The 25325-nt window shown below is 38.1% G+C and carries 18 protein-coding genes; 16 read left to right on the forward strand and 2 right to left on the reverse strand.

The genetic code is table 11. The annotated features are described in order from the left end of the window. The first annotated feature begins 96 nt into the window (after positions 1-96). Positions 97-549, forward strand: a complete 453-nt coding sequence (locus ACKGJN_RS13885) for a hypothetical protein (protein ID WP_409540149.1) — start codon at positions 97-99, stop codon at positions 547-549. A gap of 97 nt (positions 550-646) precedes the next feature. Here the strand turns inward: ACKGJN_RS13885 and ACKGJN_RS13890 are convergent, their stop codons facing one another. Further along, entirely contained in the window at positions 647-1690 is a 1044-nt protein-coding gene (locus tag ACKGJN_RS13890) for a WD40/YVTN/BNR-like repeat-containing protein (protein WP_409540150.1), read from the reverse strand. Between the two features lie 161 nt (positions 1691-1851). Between ACKGJN_RS13890 and ACKGJN_RS13895 the strand changes: the two genes are divergently transcribed. The 11 genes from ACKGJN_RS13895 to ACKGJN_RS13945 all read left to right on the forward strand — a co-directional run bounded on the left by ACKGJN_RS13895 (position 1852) and on the right by ACKGJN_RS13945 (position 18375). Further along, positions 1852-3069: an RsmB/NOP family class I SAM-dependent RNA methyltransferase gene (locus ACKGJN_RS13895; protein ID WP_409540151.1), complete on the forward strand. Its 1218-nt coding sequence runs from the start codon at positions 1852-1854 to the stop codon at positions 3067-3069. 123 nt (positions 3070-3192) lie between these two features. Continuing rightward, a complete protein-coding gene (locus ACKGJN_RS13900) occupies positions 3193-3762 on the forward strand; it encodes a lamin tail domain-containing protein (protein WP_409540152.1) in 570 nt (189 codons plus the stop codon). Positions 3763-3843: 81 nt separating this feature from the next. Then, complete coding sequence (locus ACKGJN_RS13905) at positions 3844-4077, forward strand: hypothetical protein (RefSeq protein ID WP_409540153.1); 234 nt, start codon at positions 3844-3846, stop codon at positions 4075-4077. 520 nt (positions 4078-4597) lie between these two features. Then, positions 4598-8260: a phosphoribosylformylglycinamidine synthase gene (gene purL / locus ACKGJN_RS13910; RefSeq protein WP_409540154.1), complete on the forward strand. Its 3663-nt coding sequence runs from the start codon at positions 4598-4600 to the stop codon at positions 8258-8260. Positions 8261-8389: 129 nt separating this feature from the next. Continuing rightward, positions 8390-10165 carry an AMP-dependent synthetase/ligase gene (locus tag ACKGJN_RS13915; protein WP_409540155.1) on the forward strand — a complete coding sequence of 592 codons (1776 nt, stop codon included), beginning with the start codon at positions 8390-8392 and terminating at the stop codon, positions 10163-10165. Positions 10166-10340: 175 nt separating this feature from the next. Continuing rightward, complete coding sequence (locus tag ACKGJN_RS13920; RefSeq protein ID WP_409540156.1) at positions 10341-10787, forward strand: MarR family winged helix-turn-helix transcriptional regulator; 447 nt, start codon at positions 10341-10343, stop codon at positions 10785-10787. Positions 10788-10972: 185 nt separating this feature from the next. Continuing rightward, complete coding sequence (locus ACKGJN_RS13925) at positions 10973-13378, forward strand: 3-hydroxyacyl-CoA dehydrogenase/enoyl-CoA hydratase family protein (RefSeq protein ID WP_409540157.1); 2406 nt, start codon at positions 10973-10975, stop codon at positions 13376-13378. Between the two features lie 171 nt (positions 13379-13549). Next, positions 13550-14743, forward strand: coding sequence for an acetyl-CoA C-acyltransferase (locus ACKGJN_RS13930; protein ID WP_409540158.1), 1194 nt, complete (start codon positions 13550-13552; stop codon positions 14741-14743). A 53-nt stretch (positions 14744-14796) separates the two neighbouring features. Further along, on the forward strand, positions 14797-15087 hold the full coding sequence (locus ACKGJN_RS13935) for a four helix bundle protein (RefSeq protein WP_409540159.1): 291 nt from the start codon (positions 14797-14799) through the stop codon (positions 15085-15087). Between the two features lie 114 nt (positions 15088-15201). Then, on the forward strand, positions 15202-17016 hold the full coding sequence (locus ACKGJN_RS13940; protein ID WP_409540160.1) for an acyl-CoA dehydrogenase family protein: 1815 nt from the start codon (positions 15202-15204) through the stop codon (positions 17014-17016). 306 nt (positions 17017-17322) lie between these two features. Beyond that, entirely contained in the window at positions 17323-18375 is a 1053-nt protein-coding gene (locus ACKGJN_RS13945) for a mechanosensitive ion channel family protein (RefSeq protein ID WP_409540161.1), read from the forward strand. Here ACKGJN_RS13945 and ACKGJN_RS13950 read toward each other — a convergent pair. Next, positions 18372-20171, reverse strand: a complete 1800-nt coding sequence (locus ACKGJN_RS13950) for a glycoside hydrolase family 15 protein (protein WP_409540162.1) — start codon at positions 20169-20171, stop codon at positions 18372-18374. The genes ACKGJN_RS13945 and ACKGJN_RS13950 overlap by 4 nt on opposite strands. 95 nt (positions 20172-20266) lie before the next feature. On the opposite strand from ACKGJN_RS13950, the gene ACKGJN_RS13955 reads away from it, so the two are divergent. From ACKGJN_RS13955 to ACKGJN_RS13970, 4 genes are all read left to right on the forward strand, one after another. Further along, entirely contained in the window at positions 20267-22480 is a 2214-nt protein-coding gene (locus tag ACKGJN_RS13955) for a bifunctional alpha,alpha-trehalose-phosphate synthase (UDP-forming)/trehalose-phosphatase (RefSeq protein WP_409540163.1), read from the forward strand. A gap of 168 nt (positions 22481-22648) precedes the next feature. After that, positions 22649-22930, forward strand: a complete 282-nt coding sequence (locus ACKGJN_RS13960) for a YtxH domain-containing protein (protein WP_409540164.1) — start codon at positions 22649-22651, stop codon at positions 22928-22930. A 132-nt stretch (positions 22931-23062) separates the two neighbouring features. Further along, a complete protein-coding gene (locus tag ACKGJN_RS13965; RefSeq protein WP_409540165.1) occupies positions 23063-24418 on the forward strand; it encodes a M28 family metallopeptidase in 1356 nt (451 codons plus the stop codon). A gap of 39 nt (positions 24419-24457) precedes the next feature. After that, positions 24458-25318, forward strand: a complete 861-nt coding sequence (locus ACKGJN_RS13970; RefSeq protein ID WP_409540166.1) for a dienelactone hydrolase family protein — start codon at positions 24458-24460, stop codon at positions 25316-25318. Positions 25319-25325: the final 7 nt, after the last annotated feature.

The raw sequence follows: 25325 nt of genomic DNA on the forward strand, positions 1-25325 counted from the left end.
AAGACTATAAAGGAAACATCTATCAGAAAAATTTTCTCCTACAGGAAAACAATTATATGGATGTTTGATAGGTCCACAAAACAATAATAGAAACAGATGAAAAAGATAATTTTACTTTTAAGTTTTCTTTTTGTTGCCTTAAGTGCAAATGCTCAAAAGACCAGCAAAGCAGATCACAGGGAGCGAATAAAAACTATGAAGATTGCCTATTTTACTCAGGAACTCAACATGAATGCTCAAACCGCCCAAAAATTCTGGCCTATTTACAATGCATACGAATGCCAGAAAATGGATCTTCACCGCCGTGAAGATGTAGATATGGACCTGGATAATATCGATAACATTTCTGAAGCTCAAGCCGAAGAAATGCTGAAAGAATATTTAACTGTAGAAAAAGAAGAGTATGAAATTAAAAAAGAATTATTTTCCGATCTAAAAAAGTTCTTTTCCGCTAAGGAAATAATAAAACTGCATAAAATTGAATCAGATTTTAATAAAAAACTGATCCGTGAATACAGAGCCAGAAAGTCCGCAGAAAGAAACAAGTAGCAGAAGAGTTTATGGTTAGTTTTTTGGTTAGTTGTTGTGAATTCCGGATGAACTTCATCCGGAATTCTTTATTTCCAACCAGTTCATTTCTACTTATTTATTTAAATTTCAGTTTAACTATTCTGTTTTTGCCGGCTGCATAGGCTGTGGAATCATTTAAAAACCGAATAGTAAAAAAGCCTTCCTCAGATAGTTGTTGCCAGGTTTCACCTTTATTGCTGGAATAGGAAATCCCGGTAAATCCAACGGTCACAATTTCATTCGCCTGGCCTCCGGGAACAAAACGCACACTGCTTTTATATCCTGGATCTTTTCCATCTGCAACCAATTGCCAGGTTTTACCACCATCTTCGGTAACTGCCTTATTGGCTTTATTTAATTCCGGTGCGGTATAATCCCCTCCTATTATAATTCCGTTCGAGTCATCATGAAAATCAATGCTGTAGCCCCCTGAAGTTGGTGTTCCCTGCACTAATGGGGTTTCATAAACCTCCCAGGTAATTCCTTTATCCGGCGAGTAAAAAACACGGGATTTCATTCCTCCGGAAAGTATCCAGGTATGATCTCCTTGTACGGCAATGTTGGAATTGCTGGCTGCGAAAGCAGCTTCCCCTTCAATAACCGGAGGAAGATCCTTACAAGGAATCTTGTTCCAGTTTTTTCCACCATCTCTGGTAATGATTATGGATAAGCAGCCATCTGTAGGATCTCCCATTGCGATTCCCTCCTTATCATTCCAGAAAGTCATAGCATCATAAAAAACCTTTTCATTTTCCTCTTTATAAACCAATTCCATAGAACCCGTATCCCCGGTTTTAAATAATAGCGCAGGATTTCCGATACTTAACATAAAAAAATCTGAAGAAGTACTGGCCACTGCCCTAAATTCCGGACGAATGGAATCATACTCCTGAATATTGGTATTCCATTCCCCGGGAGTGGAATTATAGATGCCGTACATTCCATTATTAGCAGCAAAGGCAAGATCCCTGCCCATAATTTCAATAGCTCTAACGCTTAAGGAATCGTCTTCCAAAATAGTTTGAATTTCAACTTTCGTATAGCTTTTCCGGGATTCCTGTTTTTCCCTGGAAACACAACCCGCTATAAATAATATACTTAATAGATAGATAATTTTCATAGATGATTCATTTGTTTTTTTAGTGATTTTCACAAAATTCAAAGCGTAATGCTTCAATTTTAAAGTCCCAATTTATGATGTTCTTAGGATACTAAGAATTGATTCAAAGATAAATTTTTCCGCAGCAAAAAAATGTACCTTTGCAACTTTAAAATATAACTATGCGCTTACACAGAAATTTAGTATTTGCAACGGTTGATGCCCTTTCTGAAATATTCAACGAAGGGAAATATGCCGATAAAATGATCGAGAAAGCTCTTAAACGCGACAAGCGTTGGGGTTCAAGGGATCGTAGTTTTATTGCTGAAACCACGTATGATATCGTTAGATGGAAACGTTTATACTCAGAAATAGCGGAAGTTAAAGCTCCGTATTCCCGTGAAAATCTATTCAGGTTATTCGCTGTATGGGCCACTTTACGCGGAATTACATTACCAGACTGGAAACAGATTGAACCTACTCCAAGCAGGAGAATAAAAGGGAAATTTGATGAATTGAGCAAAATCAGAAAGTACAGGGAGTCTATTCCAGACTGGATGGATGAAATGGGAGTTAAAGAACTGGGTGAAAAAATCTGGGAAAAGGAAATTCATGCTTTAAATGAACAGGCCCCGGTCGTACTAAGGGTAAATACTCTAAATATCTCCAGGGATAATTTAAGAAGCATTTTAAAAGAGGAGCAGATTATAGCTGAACCGATTAAGGGTTACCCGGATGCGCTGCAACTGGAGGAACGCGCGAATGTTTTTAAAACGGATGCTTTTAAAAAAGGATATTTTGAAGTTCAGGATGCGAATTCACAACTGGTAGCCAAATTTCTTGAGGTAGAGCCTGGGATGAGAGTAGTTGATACCTGCGCTGGTGCCGGTGGAAAAACACTGCACATCGCCGCGATTATGGAAAATAAAGGACAAATAATTGCCACCGATATTTACGAAAACAAATTGAAGGAATTAAAACGCCGGGCAAAACGTGCAGGAGTTCATAATATTGATCCCCGGCCAATTGATACCACAAAGGTTGTAAAAAAACTGTATGGTACAGCAGACAGGGTTCTTATTGATGCACCTTGCAGCGGACTGGGAGTTTTAAGCCGGAATCCCGATGCCAAATGGAAATTACAGCCGGAATTTATTGAAAACATCAAAAAAACTCAGGCAGAAATTCTGGATACCTATTCCAGAATTCTTAAACCAGGCGGAAAAATGGTGTATGCCACGTGTTCTGTATTGCCTTCTGAAAATCAGGAGCAGGTTGAGAAATTCCTGTCAAGAGAAGCCGGTAAAAATTTCAAACTGGTAAAAGATAAAAAACTTCTTTCTTCAGTAACAGGATACGATGGATTCTATATGGCACTGTTGGAGAATACAGAAAAATAGTTTCAAAACATAAAATTTTCATAGCATACCTAACACTGCCTGGATTTAAAACCGGGCAGTGTTTTTTTTACTCCATAGGATTAATCATTAATTAAGAGTAACTTAATTGTTAATCTCTTATTTATGGAACCGACTAAAATTTTAAAGACCTTGCTAATCTTATTGGTTATTGGATGCTCTTCAGACAATAATGACTCTCTTCCTGCTGAGGTTGAAACCTTTTCTGAAGAACTCTTTTTTTCAGAATATATCGAAGGAAGTTCCTTTAATAAAGCTTTGGAAATTGTCAATCTTACAGGAGCAAGCATCAATCTTGAAGCCGAAGGGTATTCAATCAAGAAGCAAACCAATGGCAGTGGCAATTGGATTAGTGATCTACCGTTATCCGGCTCAATCGCCCATAATGACGTATATGTTATAGCCAATGAAAATTCTGATAATTCTGAAATTATTCAGCAATCAGATCTGCTAAAAACCGGAGCTCCCATGGATTTTAACGGAAATGATCCAATTGGACTTTTTAAAAATGAAATTTTAATCGATGTCATTGGTACCTTCAATAATTCTGAAGATTTCGCCAAAGATAAAACGCTCCTTCGAAAAAAATCAATTCTTGAACCTTCTACCCTTTTTGATATAAGCAACTGGGAAGTTTTAGAGATTGATCATGTAGAAGATTTGGGAGTGTATTAGATGTGAAATGTGAGATAAAGGTCAAATTTTAGTGTCTTTGAGGGTAAAGAAAGATGTAGAAATCTGTTTAAACAGATCACAATGGACACACCGCAATTGCAAAAAGATAAATTAAAGATCATAAACTGGATTACCCAGTTAAAGGATCACTCACTTGTTGAAAAAATTAAAACCTTAATGAAAGAGCCGGGTAAACCATATCCTTTAACTAACGAACAACAAGAAATATTAGATTCACAAGTCAATTCCGACAAAAACTTATATACGGACGCTGAAGTTCTTTTTACCGAACTTAAAAAAAATAATGGGCTTTAAAATTATTGTGTCCCCAAATGCTGAAAAAAACTTACAGGATGCTGGAGAATACTATTTTAAAAAGCAGGCAAAGCTGTAGCTTCCAATTTTTTAAACCATTACAGGTCTGTCTATAAATCTTTACTGATTAATCCGTTTTATCAATTTCATGACACCTATTATCGATTTCTCCCTTTTAATGATTTTCCTTACATAGCTTTCTTTATTGTGGATGAACACTCACAAACTGTATTCTTAAATGCTGTTTTTAATACTTTTCAGGACACTGAATAAATCCAAAAGAAATAAACGGTATTAAACTGACTTAATCTGTTGATTTTAAAATTTTCGATCAAATAATTATTATTCCTAGATATAATTGTTTTCCATTTCATGCCTCCTTACCCTCCCACAATGTCATGATTTTTTAAAATTTGAAAAAAAGTGATTTTTCAGCTAAATTTTCAGATTGGTTTCCGTCATTAATCTTACAAAAAAATCTTAAATTTGACCTTTCTCAAATAACACAAAACCAAGCAGAATGATCCTATTCTTCGGAACCCAAACCACCAAGGTTTACGCAGTGCTAACGCATTCCTCACTTTCAGCCCAGGATATTTCAAAATTAGACTGGCTTTTTGGAGACGCCCAACACCTCAATAAATCTGCACTGGCAGATTTTTTTATTGGCCCCCGTGCCGCAATGGTTTCTCCCTGGAGTACCAATGCCGTGGAAATCACACAAACCATGGGAATACAGGGAATTATTCGAATAGAAGAATTCATGAAGGTGGATTCAAAATTTAAAGATTATGATCCTATGATCTCCCAGAAATATAAAGATCTGGATCAGGAAATATTTTCGGTAGATATAGAACCGGCATCGGTGTTGGAAATTAAGGATATCGCGGCATTTAACAAGCAGGAAGGACTTTCTTTAAATTCAGAGGAAGTTGAATATCTTGAAGGTCTTGCAAAAAAGTTGGAAAGAAAACTTACCGATTCTGAAGTTTTTGGGTTTTCACAGGTAAATTCTGAGCATTGTCGGCATAAGATTTTCAACGGAACTTTTGTGATAGACGGAAAGGAAAAACCTTCTACCCTATTCAAACTCATCAGAAAAACTTCCGAAGAAAACCCAAACGGAATAGTTTCAGCATATAAAGATAATGTAGCTTTTATAAAAGGACCGCGAATAGAACAGTTTGCACCAAAATCTGCCGATGTTCCGGATTTTTATCAAATAAAGGATTTTGATTCGGTGATTTCCATCAAAGCAGAAACCCATAATTTCCCAACAACCGTAGAGCCTTTTAACGGTGCTGCAACCGGAAGTGGTGGTGAGATTCGCGACAGGCTGGCCGGGGGAAAAGGTTCCCTGCCATTAGCCGGGACCGCAGTTTACATGAGCTCTTACTCCAGGCTTCAAAAAGACCGTTCCTGGGAAGATAAGGTGAAGGAGCGAAACTGGCTCTATCAAACCCCGATGGATATTTTGATAAAAGCCTCGAATGGAGCTTCCGATTTTGGAAATAAATTTGGACAACCTTTAATTACAGGTTCTGTACTAACGTTCGAACATGCTGAACACGGGCGGATCATGGCCTATGATAAAGTCATTATGCTTGCAGGTGGAATTGGGTATGGAAAAGCAGATCAGGCCATAAAAGAAGTTCCTGAAAAAGGAGATAAAATTGTAGTCCTTGGAGGAGACAATTACAGAATTGGAATGGGTGGAGCAGCGGTTTCATCTGCAGATACCGGAGAATTCAGCAGTGGTATTGAGCTAAATGCAGTACAACGCGCCAATCCCGAAATGCAAAAACGAGCTGCAAATGCAATTCGAGGTATGGTAGAACGCGATCATAATCCTATAATTTCAATTCACGATCACGGCGCCGGCGGACATTTAAACTGCCTTAGCGAACTTGTGGAAGAAACAGGTGGAAACATCGATCTGGATAAATTGCCCGTTGGTGACCCAACCCTTTCTGCCAAGGAGATTATAGGGAATGAATCTCAGGAAAGAATGGGACTTATTATTGCTGAAAAAGATATGGATATCCTGAAAAGGATCTCGGAAAGGGAACGAACTCCAATGTATGATGTAGGAGAGGTAACTGAAGATCATAATTTTGTGTTCCAACGAAAAAGCAACGGTGAAAAACCTATGGATCTTTCCCTGGCCGATATGTTTGGAAGCTCACCAAAAACGGTCATGACCGATAAAAATATTAAAAGAAATTACGAAGAAGTTCAGTATTCTTCAGATAAAACACACGAATACCTGGAACAGGTTCTAAAACTGGAATCTGTTGGCTGTAAAGACTGGCTTACCAATAAGGTAGACCGTTGTGTGACTGGAAAAGTGGCAAAACAACAAACTGCCGGCTCATTGCAATTGCCTTTAAATAATTGCGGTGTGATGGCTTTGGATTACAATGGAAAAGAAGGTGTGGCAACTTCCATAGGCCACTCCCCTATTTCTGCATTGGTAGATCCGGTTGCAGGATCAAAAAATTCCATTGGAGAAGCGCTTTCCAATATAATTTGGGCTCCGCTGGAAAAAGGATTAAAATCGGTTTCACTTTCTGCAAACTGGATGTGGCCCTGCAATAACGAAGGCGAAGATGCCAGGTTATACGATGCTGTAAAAGGGGTTTCAGATTTTGCAATCGCGCTGGGAATCAATGTTCCAACAGGAAAGGATTCGCTTTCCATGAAGCAAAAATATAAAGAGGGAGAAGTTTTATCCCCCGGAACTGTGATCATTTCTGCAGCCGGACATTGCGATGATATCACCAAAGTGGTAGAGCCCGTGCTTCAAAAAGACGGCGGTTCCATCTATTATATTAATTTATCCCAGGACTCTTTTAAACTTGGAGGTTCTTCTTTTGCACAAATTTTAAATAAAGTTGGTAATGAAGTTCCTACAATTAGGGACGATGCCCAATTTGCCAACATTTTTAATACGATGCAGGGTTTGATAAAGAATGATCTTATCCTTGCCGGCCATGATGTTGCTTCCGGAGGATTGATCACTACGCTTTTGGAAATGTGTTTTGCTGAAGTAAATCTTGGAGCTCAGCTCGATCTTTCAGCCTTAAATGAAGAAGATTCAATAAAGTTGCTTTTCAATGAGAACTGCGGAATTGTTTTCCAGGCCAAAGATGATTCTGTAGAAAAACTATTAAATGATGAAAAGATAGACTTCTTTAAGATAGGTGCTCCTGCTGAAGGAAGCTTGGTAACTATTAAAAACGGAAATCAAAACTTTGAATTCAACATTCCTGCCCTTCGTGATACCTGGTATGAAACTTCGTTTTTGCTGGATGAAAAACAAAGTGGGATCGATATGGCAACGCAGCGTTTCAACAATTACAAGGAGCAACCGCTGAAGTTTGTTTTTCCTGAAGATTTTGATGGAAAACTTCCTGTAATCGATGAAAATAAACCAAGGATTAAAGCAGCCATCATTCGGGAAAAAGGCTCCAATAGTGAACGGGAAATGGCCCGTGCGATGTATCTCGCCGGATTTGATGTAAAAGATGTTCATATGACCGACCTGATAAGCGGAAGGGAAACTTTGGAAGACATTAAATTTATTGCAGCCGTAGGTGGTTTTTCAAATTCTGATGTGCTGGGAAGTGCAAAAGGTTGGGCCGGCGGATTTTTATACAATGAAAAAGCCGGTAAGGCGCTAGAGAACTTCTTCAATCGGGAAGACACGCTTTCTGTGGGAGTTTGTAACGGATGTCAGTTATTTATAGAATTGGGGCTTATCAATCCTGAAGATTTGCAAAAACCAAAAATGCTGTACAACAAATCGCATAAATTTGAGTGTAATTTTACTTCCGTAGAAATTCAGGAAAACAATTCCGTGATGCTTTCAAGTCTTGCTGGAAGTAAACTTGGTATTTGGGCAGCGCACGGAGAAGGAAGGTTTAGCTTACCTTATGAAGAAAGCAAGTACAACATCGTTGGGAAATATGGCTACACTGGCTATCCTGCAAATCCTAACGGATCGCATTACAACATAGCGATGATGACCGATGTTACCGGAAGACACCTTGTTACCATGCCGCATTTGGAACGCTCTACATTTCAGTGGAACTGGGCATACTATCCAAAGGGTAGAAAAGATGAAGTTTCTCCATGGATGGAAGCATTTGTAAATGCCAGAAAGTGGTTAGAACAAAAATAGACGTTAAGATTATTTCAAGGTTAATTGAGGGGATATGAAAATATCTCCTCTTTTTTTAGAAATAGGTTTGAAATAGACCTTTAATTTCCTATTTTGCAAGGAATATCCTATAAAAACATAATCATACAAATGATCGAAATAAAAAGACTGTTTGATTTTCCATATTATCAATTGGAAAATCATCCCCTGGAAAAGGCATTAGGAACTAAATATAATGGTACCTGGGAAACCTTATCAACACAACAATATATAGACAAGGCAAATGCCATTAGCCGGGGACTGCTTCGGCTTGGAGTAAAACCCAATGATAAAATAGCCCTTATCTCCTCTTCAAACAGAACGGAATGGAATATTATGGACATTGGGATCCTTCAGTTAGGCGCTCAGGATGTTCCAATATATCCTACAATTTCAGAAGAAGATTATGAGTACGTATTAAATCATAGTGAAGCAATCTATTGTTTTGTTTCAGATTTGGAAGTTCTGGAAAAAGTAAATGCGATTAAAGAACGTACCAACCTGAAGGAAGTTTATTGTTTTGATGAAATTGAAGGTTGTAAAAACTGGAAAGAAATACTTGCATTAGGAGAGAACAAAAGCAATCAGGATGAAGTGGAAACGCTGAAAAAGGCAGTTCAAGCTGATGATTTGGCTACTTTAATATATACTTCCGGTACCACCGGGAGACCAAAAGGCGTAATGTTATCGCATAATAATATTGTGAGCAATGTTTTAGGAAGCGCTACCAGGGTCCCCTTTCCGTTTGGGACTTATACGGCTTTAAGTTTCTTACCGGTTTGCCATATTTTTGAACGCATGATCCTCTATTTGTACCAGTATTATAGCGTTTCTATCTATTTTGCTGAATCTATTGAAAAGATAAGTGATAATCTTAAGGAAGTTAAACCGCACGTTATAACCGCAGTCCCTAGATTATTAGAGAAAGTTTACGATAAAATTATAGCAAAAGGCTCTTCTCTTGGAGGGATTAAGGAAAAATTATTTTATTGGGCTGTAGAACTCGGTTTGGAATTTGAACCATATGGTGCAAATGGCTGGTGGTATGAAACAAGATTAAACATTGCCAGAAAGCTCATTTTTTCCAAATGGAAAGAAGGATTAGGTGGAAACATAGAATTAATAGTTTCCGGAAGTGCTGCGTTACAACCAAGATTGGCAAGGGTTTTTGCCGCTGCCGAAATCCCGGTTATGGAAGGCTACGGGCTAACCGAAACTTCACCGGTAATTGCAGTTAATGATCAAAGAAACCATGGTTTTAGAATAGGAACCGTGGGAAAAGTGATCGAAAAAGTAGAAGTGAAAATTGCCGAGGATGGCGAAATACTTACCAAAGGGCCTAATTTGATGTTGGGTTACTATAAAGAACCAGATAAAACCAATGAGGCTATCGATGAAGACGGATGGTTCCATACCGGAGATATTGGAGAATTTGACAGCGAAGGTTTTTTAAAGATTACCGACAGGAAGAAGGAAATGTTTAAAACTTCCGGAGGAAAATATGTAGCTCCGCAGCTTATTGAAAATATTATGAAACAATCCCGTTTCATAGAGCAAATTATGGTTATTGGTGAAGGAGAAAAAATGCCTGCCGCATTCATTCAACCAAATTTTGAATTTGTGGAAGAATGGGCAAAACGAAAAAATATCGATATTGGATCAACCAATGAAGAAATGATCAAAAATCCTGAAGTGATAACACGGATCCAGGATGAAGTAGATTTTTATAATCAAAAATTCGGACATTGGGAAAAGGTGAAGAAATTCGAATTAACTCCAGAGGTATGGAGTATTGAAGGTGAACACCTTACTCCTACCATGAAGTTAAAACGCAGAAATATAAAAGACCTGTATAAAAATCTTTACAATGCTATTTACGAGCGTTAGGAATTCGCATTAAATACTTTCAATATCTGTTAAACTCCTCACATTTTGAGGAGTTTTTTTATGGCTTTAATGTAATTTTAGAAATATTCTTCCCCAAATAGAAAAAAAATCTCGTCATTTTATTATGCGCGCATAGTATTTTTTGCTTAACTTTGATATTAATCATTAATTTAGAATGAAGGAAAAAACCATCGATTATGTTTTACGAGCCACCTGGATGGCGGTATCCAAAATGTATAATGAGGAAGCCGGTAAAGCTGGCAGCACGATGGCAACAGGTTTCGCGCTATTAAGTATTGATCCCGAAAAAGGCACTCCCTCCACTTCTTTAGGTCCGAAAATGGGAATGGAAGCAACAAGCCTATCCCGCATTTTAAAATCTATGGAAGAAAAAAAACTCATTGTTCGCAAAAAAAACCCAAAGGATGGCAGAAGTGTATTGCTTTACTTAACACCTTTTGGGAAAGAGATGAGGGAATATTCCAAAGGAGTGGTTCTCAGGTTTGACGAGGCAGTTAAGAGTTCGGTTCCGGAAAAGGATCTTAAAACTTTTATAAACGTAGCCAAAACCATCACAGATTTGATTATTGAAAAAAAAATCTATGATAAGAATTTAAAATAAATTTCAAAAACATCCTCCAGATCAAATGGCGGAATAAAATTCATATTAAAAATTATAATAAAACCTTAGTCTATGAAATGAGCATAACGGAAACACATTACAAACACCGATAAAGATATGCGAATTACATATGACCAATTAAAAACGCTTGTATTGAGCGAAGTCGAAACAATAAATATCTACATATGAAACGAAGAATCAACAAAGTTGCAATCATTGGTTCCGGGATCATGGGAAGCGGAATAGCCTGCCATTTTGCCAATATTGGCGTAAAGGTCCTGCTTCTTGATATCATCCCAAGGGAACTCAATGATAAGGAAAAGAAAAAAGGATTAATCCTGGAAGATAAACAGGTAAGAAACAGGCTGGTGAATGAGTCTTTACAGACTTCTTTAAAATCCAAGCCCTCCCCTATTTATCATCAGGATTTCGCCAAAAGGATTGAAACCGGGAATCTCACAGATGATATTTCAAAAGTTTCAGAAGCAGACTGGATCATTGAAGTGGTGGTTGAACGTTTGGACATTAAAAAGAAAGTTTTTGATGATTTGGAAAAACATCGAAAAGAAGGAACGCTTATTTCCTCCAACACTTCCGGAATTCCAATTCAGCAAATGAATGAAGGCCGAAGTGAGGATTTCAAAAAACATTTCTGCGGAACTCACTTTTTCAATCCGCCACGATATTTAAGATTATTCGAAATTATCCCGGGACCTGATACTTCAGAAGAAGTCCTGGAATTCCTGAATGAATACGGTGAAAAATTTCTTGGAAAAACCTCTGTGGTCGCAAAAGACACTCCGGCCTTTATTGGAAATCGGGTTGGTATTTTTAGCATTATGAGCCTCTTTCATATGGTGAAAGAGATGGACCTTACCATTGAAGAAGTAGACAAGCTTACCGGGCCGGTAATTGGAAGGCCAAAATCTGCCACTTTTCGTACCGTGGATGTTGTAGGTCTTGATACATTGGTACATGTTGCCAATGGGCTTCATAAGGGTGTTCCTTCAGATGAGCAACATGACTTATTCGCCCTGCCTGACTTTATAGGTACAATGGTAGAGAATGAATGGTTTGGAAGTAAAAGCGGACAAGGTTTTTATAAAAAAATAAAGAATGAGGATGGTTCCAGCGAAATTCAGTCTCTGGACCTAAATACGATGGAATACCGTGCAGGGAAAAGAGCGAATTTCGCGACTCTGGAACAAACCAAAACCATCGATAAGGTTGAAGATCGTTTTAAAGTCCTAATCAATGGAAAAGACAAGGCCGGAGAGTTTTACAGAAAAAATTTATCGGCACTATTTGCATACGTTTCCAATAGAATTCCGGAAATAACCGATGAGCTTTATAAGATCGATGATGCGATGAAAGCCGGTTTTGGCTGGGAACATGGGCCTTTTCAAATATGGGATGCCATAGGAGTTGAAAAGGGTGTTGAAATGATGAAGCAGGAAGGTTTTGAGCCTGCTTCCTGGGTGAATCAAATGCTTGAAAAAGGCCAAAAAAACTTTTATACGGTAAAAAATGCGAATACTTTTTATTATGATATTCCTAAAAAAGAACAGGTAAAAGTACCCGGACAGGACTCCTTTATAATTCTTGATAACATTCGGGAATCAAAACAAGTCTTTAAGAACAGCGGCGTTGTTGTGGAGGATCTTGGCGACGGGATCCTAAACGTGGAATTCCGCAGTAAAATGAACACTATTGGAGGTGATGTACTCGATGGGTTAAATAAAGCACTGGACATCGCCGAAAGGGATTATCAGGGACTTGTAGTTGCCAATAACGGACAGAACTTCTCTGTAGGAGCTAATATCGGGATGATCTTTATGATGGCTGTAGAACAGGAATATGACGAACTTAATGCAGCTGTTAAATATTTTCAGGATACGATGATGCGCATGCGTTATTCATCAATTCCAACTGTAGCAGCTCCTCATGCGATGACCCTGGGCGGAGGTTGTGAACTTTCCCTGCACGCAGATATGGTAGTAGCCGCTGCTGAAACCTATATAGGACTCGTGGAATTTGGCGTTGGTGTAATTCCTGGTGGAGGTGGCTCCAAGGAGATGACACTTAGAGCTGCAGATACTTTTCATAAAGATGATGTGGAATTAAACCGTTTAAGGGAGCACTTCCTCACTATTGGAATGGCAAAAGTATCCACTTCAGCTTATGAAGCTTACGATTTGAATATCCTTCAAAAAGGAAAAGATATAGTAGTTGTGAATCCAGACAGACAATTGGCTATCGCTAAAAGTCACGCATTACTAATGGCTGAAAACGGATACACCCAACCTATCATGCGAACAGATATCAAAGTTTTAGGAAAACAAGCCCTGGGTACATTTTTAGTAGGTACCGATCAAATGTTCGCAGGAAAATATATAAGTGAGCACGATAAAAAAATCGCCAACAAACTTGCTTATGTAATGGCCGGAGGAGATCTATCAGAAGCTTCTTATGTAAGCGAACAGTACCTGTTGGATCTTGAAAGAGAAGCTTTCCTTTCCCTAACCGGGGAACGAAAAACCCTGGAAAGACTGGAGCATATGATTAAAAAGGGGAAACCGCTTAGAAATTAGTATTGAGTAATTAGTATTGAGTATTGAGTTAGTTTAATTTTTTAATTAGAAACACTGCACAATATTAATAGCGAGTTACTGGTAGATCAAAAAATAAATTATTAATTAATAAGATTGTTAGGAAAAGAGTAATTCTCAAATCTCAATACTAACATCTAAATACTAAAAAATATGAGCAAAACAGCATATATCGTAAAAGCTTACAGAACAGCTGTGGGAAAAGCTCCCCGCGGAGTGTTCAGATTTAAGAGACCTGATGAAATGGCGGCGGAAACCATCAATTATATGATGGAGCAATTACCGGATTTTGATAAAAAACGCATCGATGACGTGATCGTTGGAAATGCCATGCCAGAGGCAGAACAAGGCCTGAATGTAGGTAGGTTTATTTCTCTTATGGGATTAAAGATTGAAGATGTTCCGGGAATGACCGTGAACAGATATTGCGCTTCGGGATTGGAAACCATCGCGATTGCAACTGCCAAGATCCAAAGCGGAATGGCAAATTGTATCATCGCAGGAGGGGCAGAAAGCATGAGTTATATTCCAATGGGAGGTTATAAACCTGTTCCGGATTATAAACTTGCCAAGGAAGGAAAGGAAGATTATTACTGGGGGATGGGACTTACGGCAGAGGCTGTTGCCAATAAATACAAAGTAAGCAGGGAAGATCAGGATGAATTTGCTTTTAATTCCCATCAAAAGGCTTTAAAAGCGCAGGAAACGAACCGTTTTAAAGAACAGATAGTTCCTATTAATATCGATCAAACTTACGTTGATGAAAACGGTAAAAAACAAACCAGATCTTATACCATAGATAAAGATGAAGGACCCCGTGCCGATACTTCCAAAGAAGTTTTGGGCAAACTTCGTCCTGTATTTGCTGAAGGTGGAAGTGTAACCGCCGGAAACTCTTCACAAATGAGCGACGGTGCAGCATTTGTGATGGTGATGAGCGAAGAAATGGTCAAAGAACTAAATTTAGAACCAATTGCAAGACTGGTAAGTTATGCCCCTGTTGGAGTTGAACCAAGAATTATGGGAATAGGACCGGTTTATGCAATTCCGAAGGCGTTGAAACAAGCAGGATTAAAACAGGACGATATTTCACTTATAGAATTAAATGAAGCATTTGCCTCTCAGTCCCTTGCAGTGATAAGGGAATTAGGTTTGGATAAAGACATGGTAAATGTAAATGGTGGTGCTATTGCAATGGGGCATCCGCTTGGGTGCACCGGTGCTAAACTTTCAGTCCAGATCTTTGATGAAATGCGGAAACGTGACCTTAAAGACAAATACGCTATGGTCACTATGTGCGTGGGAACAGGACAGGGAGCTGCGGGAGTCTATGAGTTTTTTAATTAAGAAAATAGACCAGAAAATATAGAGACAAGAGTCAAGAACCAAGACTAAAGACGATGGCTAGGCATAACTTTAAAAAATTAAAAATTTGGCAAGAAAGTATGTCTTTGGTTAATGAAACATATAAAATAGTTAGAGATTTTCCTGATTATGAAAAGTTCAATTTGGTTTCTCAAATAATAAGGTGCGCAGTTTCTATTCCTTCAAATATTGCAGAAGGAACAAGTAAAAGTACTGATAAACACTTTAAAACTTACCTGGAAAACAGTCTTGGTTCGGCCTTTGAATGGGAAACTCAAATTATCGTAGCTTATAATGAAAATATATTTCAGAAGAAAAATTTATAGATTTAGAAAACAAAATTCAACAAATTCAAAGAATGATATCAGGATTTTTAGACGGAATAAACAAATAAAGTCTTGTTTCTTATGTCTTGATTCTTGAATCCTAAAACAAACAAAATGAGCACAGAAACAAAAAAAACAGAACTCATCCGTGGCGGACAGTTCGTGGTAAAAGAAACCAAAGCTGAAGATATTTTTACTCCTGAAGATTTTAATGAGGAGCAAGAGATGATGAAAGGTTCGGTAAAAGAATGGATAGACCGCGAAGTATGGCCGAAGAAAGAAGAGTTTGAGAAGAAAAATTATGCGCTTACTGAAGAGATGATGGAAAAAGCAGGGGAACTTGGTTTTCTTGGAGTTTCAGTACCAGAAGAATATGGCGGACTGGGAATGGGATTTGTATCTACCATGTTGGTTTGTGACTATATTTCCGGCGCGACAGGTTCTATTGCTACCGCATTTGGGGCACATACAGGAATTGGAACAATGCCTATTACCCTCTATGGAACAGAAGAACAGAAGAAAAAGTATGTTCCAAAACTGGCAACCGGGGAAGTTTTTGGAGCCTATTGCCTTACTGAGCCTGGAGCTGGAAGTGATGCAAATTCCGGGAAGACAAAAGCGGTACTATCTGAAGATGGAAAATATTACAGCATAACCGGACAAAAAATGTGGATCTCCAATGCCGGATTTGCAAGTACGTTCATAGTTTTTGCCAGAATTGAAGACGATAAATACATCACAGGATTTATAGTTGAGTACGACAAAGAGAATCCTAACGGAATAAGCATGGGCGAAGAAGAAAAGAAACTAGGGATACATTCCTCCTCTACCCGTCAGGTGTTTTTTAATGAAACAAAAGTTCCTGCAGAAAATTTACTTGCTGAAAGAGGTGATGGATTCAAGATCGCCATGAATGTATTAAATATCGGCCGGATTAAACTTGCTGGAGCTTGTTTAGATGCACAAAGAAGGGTTATTGATGGATCTGTGAAATATGCCAATGAACGTGTACAGTTCAATACTGCTATCGCAAAATTTGGAGCTATCAAATTAAAATTAGCCGAAATGGCAACCGCAGCATATGCAGGTGAATCTGCCGTTTATCGTGCTGCCAAAAATATTGAAGACCGGATAGCCTTAAGAATTGAAGAAGGAAATTCGCATGCTGAAGCCGAGCTTAAAAGTGTGGAAGAGTATGCTATTGAATGTTCTATCTTAAAAGTTGCCTGTTCAGAAGATATTCAGCATTGCAGTGATGAAGGAATACAAATTTTTGGAGGAATGGGCTTCTCTGCCGATGCTCCTATGGAATCTGCCTGGCGAGATGCCAGGATACCACGAATTTATGAAGGTACCAATGAAATAAACAGAATGCTGGCGGTTGGCATGCTCGTTAAAAAGGCGATGAAAGGACATGTAGACCTTTTAGGTCCGGCTACAGCAGTAGGTCAGGAATTAACAGGGATTCCATCTATGGACAAACCGGATTATTCTGAATTGTTTGCTGAAGAAAAAGAGATCCTTCAAAATATGAAAAAAATATTCCTGATGGTTGCCGGAAGTGCCGTTCAAAAATTTGGTGCTGAACTTGAGGAACATCAACAATTGCTATTGGCATCGGCAGATATTTTAATTGAGATCTATATGGCAGAAAGTGCGATTTTACGTACCGAGAAAAATGCAAACCGATTGGGAAAAGAAACTCAAAAGGAGCAAATAGCAATGTCTCAGCTTTATTTGTATAACGCTGTAGATAAGATTACCCAAAAGGCTAAAGAAGGAGTGGTTTCTTTTGCTGAAGGTGATGAACAACGAATGATGTTAATGGGTCTTAAACGATTTACCAAATATCAAAATCAACCCAATGTAGTAGCTTTAAGGAATACTATTGCAGAAAAACTGACTTCAGAAAACAAGTACTGTTTTTAAGCTTTTCTCTTTATTGAGATTTTAATTCTTCGAGGACTGCCCGAATCATTCACACGGGCCTGGCTCGAATTTTTAACGATATTTTTTAATTCATACCTCGGGGGCTTCCCCCGAGGTATTTGATTTTAGTGGATTTCCAAAAAGAATTTTAATTCCCCGGAGCACTTCGGTTTCGGAGCATCTGGGAATAAGGTTTTTTGGAGATCCCTTTTTTGATCATACTATCCAGCTTTTTTTAAAAAAATACTTCGCTAAACACACGAATTTTTAATAGCTTTAATTTTTGAACAATAAATCTTCAGAAATATGAATGCATTAAATCCTGAAGTACTTCAATATTTTTTGGGTGGAATTGTCATCCTTCTGGTCCTCTTTATTATTGTCTTCCAAATTCTGAAAAAATTAGGTAAAGATCCCGGAAATATTCTTCCGGCTAATTTCGCCAATCGTATTGGGGTGCCAATGCTGGTATTTCTTGCTTCCCTCTTAATTAAAATTGCTGTTTTAGCGCGATTATTCAGATTTGAGTACACCTATGAATTATTAGGAAGCTTAAGCTCACTGGGATTTATTTTTAGTATCGCCTGGTTTTTTATTGTTGCCCTGAAAATTGTAAAATCACGAATTTTGTTAAACTATGATGTAACAAGTAAGGATAATTTAAGTGCCAGGAAAATATACACCCAATTTATGATCCTGGAACGAATCATTATTTTTATAATAGTGATAATGGCCCTGGGAATTGCGCTTATGAGCTTTGAAAGTATCCGATCTATTGGAGTAAGTGTATTAACATCGGCAGGGATTGCAGGAATAATCATTGGTTTTTCTGCACAAAAAGCAATAGGAACCCTTCTGGCAGGAATTCAAATCGCTATAACCCAACCCATAAGAATGGATGATGTAGTTATAGTAGAAGGAGAATGGGGACGAATAGAAGAGATCAATCTCACGTATGTGGTGGTGAAAATATGGGACCAACGCAGGCTGATAGTGCCTTCCACTTATTTTATTGAAAATACCTTTCAGAATTGGACCCGCCAGTCGGCCGATATTCTTGGAACGGTTTTCATCTATACAGATTATGAAGTCTCCTTTGAAGCAATAAGGGGAGAACTCACAAGATTACTTGAAAGCTCTCCCCTCTGGGATAAAAAAGTCAATGTGCTTCAGGTAACTAATGCAACTGAAAAAGCGGTGGAAATACGTGCTCTTATGAGTGCTAAAGATTCCGGTACTGCCTGGGATTTGCGCGTATTTATTCGGGAAAAGCTCCTGGTGTTTTTAAAAGAAAATTATCCTGAAAGCTTACCGAAAACAAGAATCTCTGTATCAAATCCTTCCGATGAAAATTCTTAATTATTTGTCCACAGGTCTTCCTCCGGCAATAAACCACGGGAAAAATTAGCAGCGGTTTCAATCAATGCCAAATGTGAATAGGCTTGAGGAAAATTACCTAACAACCGCTTCGTCTCGAAATCAATATCTTCACTAAAAAGCCCAAGGTGATTGCTGTACGATAAAAGCTGATCAAACATTTCCTTTGCCTTTTTACGCTCTCCTATTTTAAATAAGCTGTCTATAAACCAAAAGGAGCATATTGTAAAAGAAGATGTTGGTTTTCCAAAATCATCCTGATTTTTATAACGATACATTAATCCATCCTGGCATAATTCCTTTTCTGTAGCCTTAACAGTACTTACAAACCTTGGGTCACGGGCGTTTATAAAACCATACTGTTCCATTAACAAGGTAGAAGCATCCAAATCTTTGGAGCCATAAGACTGGGTGTAAGCTCCAATCTCATCATTCCATCCATTTTTATAAATATCCTCGTGGATTTCTGTGCGAAGCGCGATCCAGTTTTCTTCATTAATTCCTTTTCTAAGGATCTCCCCTATTTTAATGGCCCGATCTACCGCAACCCAACATAGCAACTTTGAAAAAACGAAGTGTCTGTCTTCTGTTCTTAGTTCCCAAATTCCCTTATCCGGTTTCATCCAGTGTTCTTCCACTATTTTCACGATCCCACGAACGATGGTCCATAACTCCTCACTGTTCTCCAGCGAAGTCTCAAACTGTATAAATTGTTGATAGATCACCTCCATCAAAATACCATAAATATCATTTTGCTTTTGAATATAGGCAGCATTTCCAGTCCTTACAGGCTTAGATCCCTTGTAACCATCCAAATGGGTCAGTATATGCTCTGTAAGATCCTTTTCCCCATTGATACCATACATGATCTGTATTTTTTCATCTTTATGAGGAATTAAGTTGATGATAAACTGAAGAAAATCGCTTGCCGATTTTGTATGTCCCAATCCCGCCATCACTTTTATCACCATAGAAGCATCACGAATCCAGCAAAACCTATAATCCCAGTTTCTCTCTTCTCCTAAAGTTTCAGGAAGAGAAGTCGTTGCAGCTGCTAAAACAGCTCCGGATTTCTCAAAACTTAATGCTTTTAAAACTAAAGCACTTCTTAAGATTTCATTATTGTATTTACTGTATTTAGTGGTTTTTTCACTCCAATTCATCCAGTACATTTTGGTTCGCTGAAATTTCAAATAAGAACGATCCAGATTTTGGGTGATTAATTTCTCATGATAACCCAGCAGCATGTATGCATTTTCTTCTAGGGTAATTTCTGTGTAATTCAAAATTTTATCAAGATCGAAACTTGAGTAAAGAAACAGCGAATCATACGTTCCATCCTGGGTAAAGCTCTTGATATAATTCCGGTGATTATCAGAATATGTTTTTTCCCGGGAAAAATCAAGCCTGGGATCATATTTGACTTTTAAAACGGGTTTGCCTTTAAGGAGGCGAAAAAACCTGATAATATCCGGTGGAGAATAGTAGGATCCATCTTCCCGCAAATAACGCGGCATAAAATCTATAAGTTGAAAGGCATGCTCTCCGTTATCATAAACTGTGCTTACTATGTTGGTTTGCCATAAATACTCCTGGTTTATGGTGTAATCATCTGTTACATCCACAGAGAAACTACCTCCTATTTTCTCATCCAGCAACTTGGCAAATACGCCAGCGGAATTAAAATGAGGTAAACAACACCAATCTATAGAGCCGGTTTTTGATACAAGTGCGGCGCTTTTACAATTTCCAATAATTCCGTAGTCTAAATTCTTCATTTATCTTAAAGTTCTTTTAAAAGGGTGGCAAAGTAAATACAATTTCGGAAATTTAAGAAATATGATTTCCCATAATACCCAGAATAAAAATAGTTATGAGCAAAACCATCATCTTATCCAATAGATTACCTCTTCAAATAAATATTACAAAAGGAAAACTGCAGGTTACGCCCAGTGTGGGAGGACTGGCTACAGGCCTAAAATCATTTCACAGGGAAGGCGACAGTATTTGGATAGGATGGAGCGGCTTAACAGAAGAGGAGATTCCGGAGAATTTAAGGGCGGAAATTAAAACCAAAGCCAGGGAGGATGCCTGTATTACCGTAAATTTTACAGCTGAAGAAATGGATGGTTTTTATTATGGCTTCAGCAACAGAAGCATCTGGCCACTGTTTCATTATTTTACCGAATATACCGAATGGGAATCCTGGCAATGGGATATGTATAAAAAAGTAAATCAAAAATATGCCAATTCCGTAATTGAACATTACACCGAAGGAGATAAGATTTGGGTTCATGATTACCAATTGTTATTGGTTCCCAATATGATTCGTGAGCAACGCCCTAATGCAACTATTGGATTTTTTAATCATATCCCCTTTCCTTCCTATGAAGTGTTCAGAACAATGCCGTGGAGGGAAGATATCTTAAACGGAATGCTGGGCGCAGATCTCATTGGGTTTCATACCTACGACTATCAAAGGCATTTTTTAAGTTCGGTAAGACGCATCCTTAGACGGCATGTAGAATTTAACGAAGTAACACTTTCCAATAGGGTAGTAAAAGTGGATTCCTTTCCCATGGGCATCGATTATGATAAATTTGAACAGGCAGCTTTAAAACATTTTGAAATTAGTGAGGATCAGGAAACGGAACTTCAGCAAAGATTAAATTTTCATAGAAAAAAATCACCCGATTCTCAATTAATCCTTAGCATTGACCGGCTGGATTATACCAAGGGAATAGCAAACAGGATTCGGGCTTTTGAATATTTTCTGGAAAAATATCCGGAATATTTAGGTAAAGTAAGACTGGTAATGCTTGCAGTCCCTTCCCGGTCGGACGTCCCTCAATATCAACTTTTAAAAAAAGAAATAGATGAATTGGTAGGAAGGATCAATGGTAAGTTTGCAACCGTGAGTTGGATCCCGATATGGTATTTTTTCCGGTCTATGCCTTTTGAAAATTTGATCGATCTTTATACCTCATGTAATGTCGCACTTTTAACTCCAATAAGGGACGGAATGAACTTGGTTGCTAAAGAATATATCGCAACAAGAACGGATCAAACAGGGGTATTAATTTTAAGTGAAATGGCAGGTGCTTCAGAGGAAATGAATGAAGCCCTCATCATAAATCCAAACAATTTTGAACAAATAGCAGATTCAATTTTGCAGGCCATTAAAATGCCCAAAGAGGAACAAATGAGAAGAAATACATTGCTTCAAAAACGATTAAAGCGATATAATGTCGTTCGATGGGCGAACGATTTCATGAAAGCCCTGGATAAAACAAAAGAAAATCAACCTGCTTTTAAAGCCCTGCATATTTCCCAGGAAATCCAGGAGAAAATCCTAACGCGCTATAAAAATGCAAATAACAGGATCCTGTTTTTGGATTATGATGGCACACTTGTGGGTTTTGAAGACAAACCCAATCTTGCAAAACCAGATGAAGAATTATTGGATTTAATAAACACGATTTCTAAAATAAAAAACACCAAAGTAGTACTTATAAGTGGCCGGGATAAAGAAACCCTTGGAACATGGTGGAAAGGACTGCCGGTAGAACTCATCGCTGAACATGGAGTTTGGGTACGCAAAACCGGCAAGAATTGGCAATTGAATGAAAAAGTACACAATAATTGGATGATAAATGTAAGGCCTGTTATGGAAACTTTTTGCGATAGGACACCGGGTACGTTTTTAGAAGAAAAAAATTATTCCCTTGCCTGGCATTATAGAAAAGCAGATCCTGAGCTGGGAGAAATAAGAGCAAATGAACTTTCCAATGTTTTAAAAGAACTTATTTCAAACCATGGATTAAGCGTTCTGGAAGGCAATAAAGTCCTTGAGATTAAAAGCAGCGGAGTTAATAAAGGGAAAGCCGCAGGAAAAGTTCTGTTAAATAAAAATTATGATTTTATTTTTGCTATTGGGCATGACTGGACCGATGAATTTTTGTTTCAGGATTTGCCGGAAAATGCAATAACGATTAAGGTAGGGGTAAAAAAAACAACGGCCTCCTATTATGTTGAAGATACAAACAAGGTTCGGGATTTACTTTTACAAATCTCCAGGGTACATTAAACACCATTAGGGAGGAATTTATATTCTTAAGAAAATTAATTGTTAAAAACATTAATAAAACTGCCGTAAAATTATACCAAACTTAACTAATCAAAATATGTTAACAAGGAAAAATAAAGTAATTTTGCATAGAGTTTATAAACGAACCAAATAAATAAAAACATAATTATGAAAGCAGGAAAATTGTTAACAGGTTTAGTATCAGGTGCAGCTATAGGAGCAGCCTTAGGATTATTATTTGCCCCTAAAAAAGGTGCCGATACCCGCAGAAAAATCAGCGAAACAAGTGATAACTATTTAAAAGATGCAAAAGGAAAAATGAATGAATTTGCCGATAGTATCAACGACAAAGCAGAAGCTTTAAAATCAAAAGGAAAGGAAAATTTCAGCAAAGCTGAAGAGAAAATAAATCAGGCAAAAGCCGAAATACAGGACATGAAATCCCGTTAATTTCATTCTCATATTATTTAAAACCCCGAAATTTTCGGGGTTTTTTTATGTTTATAATTTTGTTCTTCTCAAATATTCGGGTTTAATAAAACTTTCAGTAAATTACGAACTTCTAATCTGAAATTTATAAAAATGAATTTGAAATTATCTGCCTTAAGCACACTGTTCCTTGTAATATTTTTTCTTCCCAAAACAGGGAATTCACAGCAAACAAACCCACAGATTTATGAAATAATAGAAAATGTTTCTGCGGAAAGATTGGAAAGTGACATTCGTACACTTGCAGGTTTTGGAACAAGAAACACCTTCAGCGATACCGTTTCTAATACCCGCGGAATTGGGGCCGCCAGAAGATGGATCAAATCTGAATTTGACCAGGTTTCCACTAAATGTAATAACTGTCTGGACGTATTCTACCAAAAGGATTTCGTCACACCTGAAGATGGAAATAGAATTCCCAAAGAAGCCTGGGTTGTAAATGTTGTAGCGATTCAAAAGGGAACAAAATATCCAAACCGATATATTATTATGAGCGGAGATATCGATTCCCGAAATTCAGACACAATGAATTTTACCGATGATGCTCCCGGAGCAAATGACAATGCCAGCGGAATGGCCGGAACAATAGAGGCAGCAAGGGTTTTATCGAATTACAAGTTTGAAAACAGCATTGTTTACGTAGGCCTTTCCGGAGAGGAACAGGGATTATTTGGCGGAAAAGGACTCGCTGAATATGCTAAAAAGAATAACTGGGAGATCATAGGGATCCTTAATAATGATATGATTGGAAATATTGAAGGCTTGGATGGTGTCATCGACAATCGAACTTTCAGGATATTTTCTGAACCGGTTCCACCTACTGAAACTGAGCAGGAACGAAATATGCGCAGATTTTATGGAGGCGAAGTAGATGGGATTTCACGACAACTCGCCAGATATGTCCTTAAAACCACAGAGACTTATATGCCCGAGATGAACCCTATGATGATTTACAGGCTGGATCGTTTTGGACGTGGGGGCCATCATCGCCCCTTTAATGATTTAGGTTTTCCCGGAATCAGAATCATGGAGGCTCACGAGAATTACAACAGGCAGCATCAGGATTTAAGAACCGAAGATGGAATTGAATACGGGGATGTGGTAGAAGGCGTAAACTTTGATTATACCGCAAAACTAACTGCTGTAAATGCTATTAACCTGGCTAGCCTTGCCTGGGCACCCCCGGCTCCCAAAAATGTTGAGATTGGTGGGATTGTGGAACCTTCCACAAAATTACGATGGGATAAAATTGATGGTGATTTAGCCGGATATAAAATTTACTGGAGAGATACTACCGCGCCTCAGTGGCAGTATTCAAGATTCGTAGGAGACGTAAACGAATTTACCCTGGAAGGGATCGTGATTGACAATTTTTATTTTGGAGTTGCAGCGGTAGGAAAAAATGGGCAAGAAGGTGTAGTGGTTTTTCCTTCAGGAACCTTTAGATAATATCGATGATTTAATTTTTAAAATTCTCAATAAGCACTTATGACAAATTTATTAAAAACAATCCTTTACATCTTTTTGAGTGTGATACTAATCTCTTGTGGAAACAAGAACAAGAAAGAACAGGCTGAAACAGCAGAAGACCCCCAAAGCGTTTTAGATACAATACAACAAAAAACTGAAATTCAGGAACTATCAGATTCCCCAAGACATCATGAATGGGTGACACTTTCTCACGGAGACAGAGAATTTCAGGCATTTGTAGTATATCCTGAAACAGATGAAAAAACAAAATCGGTCATCGTTATCCATGAAAATCGCGGCTTGAATGATTGGGCCAGATTGTTTGCCGATAAACTTGCAGAAAAAGGCTACCTGGTAATTGCTCCCGATCTTATATCCAATACACAGGATGGAAAAAGGCGCACAACAGATTTTAAAAATCCCGATGCTGCAAGAGATGCTATATATGCACTAGATCCGGATCAGGTAACCGCAGACCTTGATGTCGCCTATAATTATATAAAAAATGATGCATCTTCTACAGGAGAAGTTGCGGTCGTAGGATTTTGCTGGGGTGGTTCCCAAACTTTTAGATATGCGACCAACAATCAGGATATAACTTCGGCTCATGTATTTTATGGAACTGCTCCGGATGATGCAGATGCGCTTGCAAAAATTAAAACACCGGTCTATGGATATTATGGAGGTGACGATAATAGAGTGAATGCAACCATCGAGCAAACCAAAAAATATATGAAGGCTGCCAATAATCCCTATGATTATGAAATCTATGAAGGGGCTGGCCATGCTTTTATGAGAAGTGGACATCAACCCGATGGAGATGAAGCCAATAAAAAAGCTCACGATGCAGCCTGGAAACGGTTTTTGGAACTTCTATAAAACCTAT

The organism is Gillisia xinjiangensis (assembly GCF_046298265.1).
GTDB classification, from domain to species: domain Bacteria; phylum Bacteroidota; class Bacteroidia; order Flavobacteriales; family Flavobacteriaceae; genus Gillisia; species Gillisia xinjiangensis.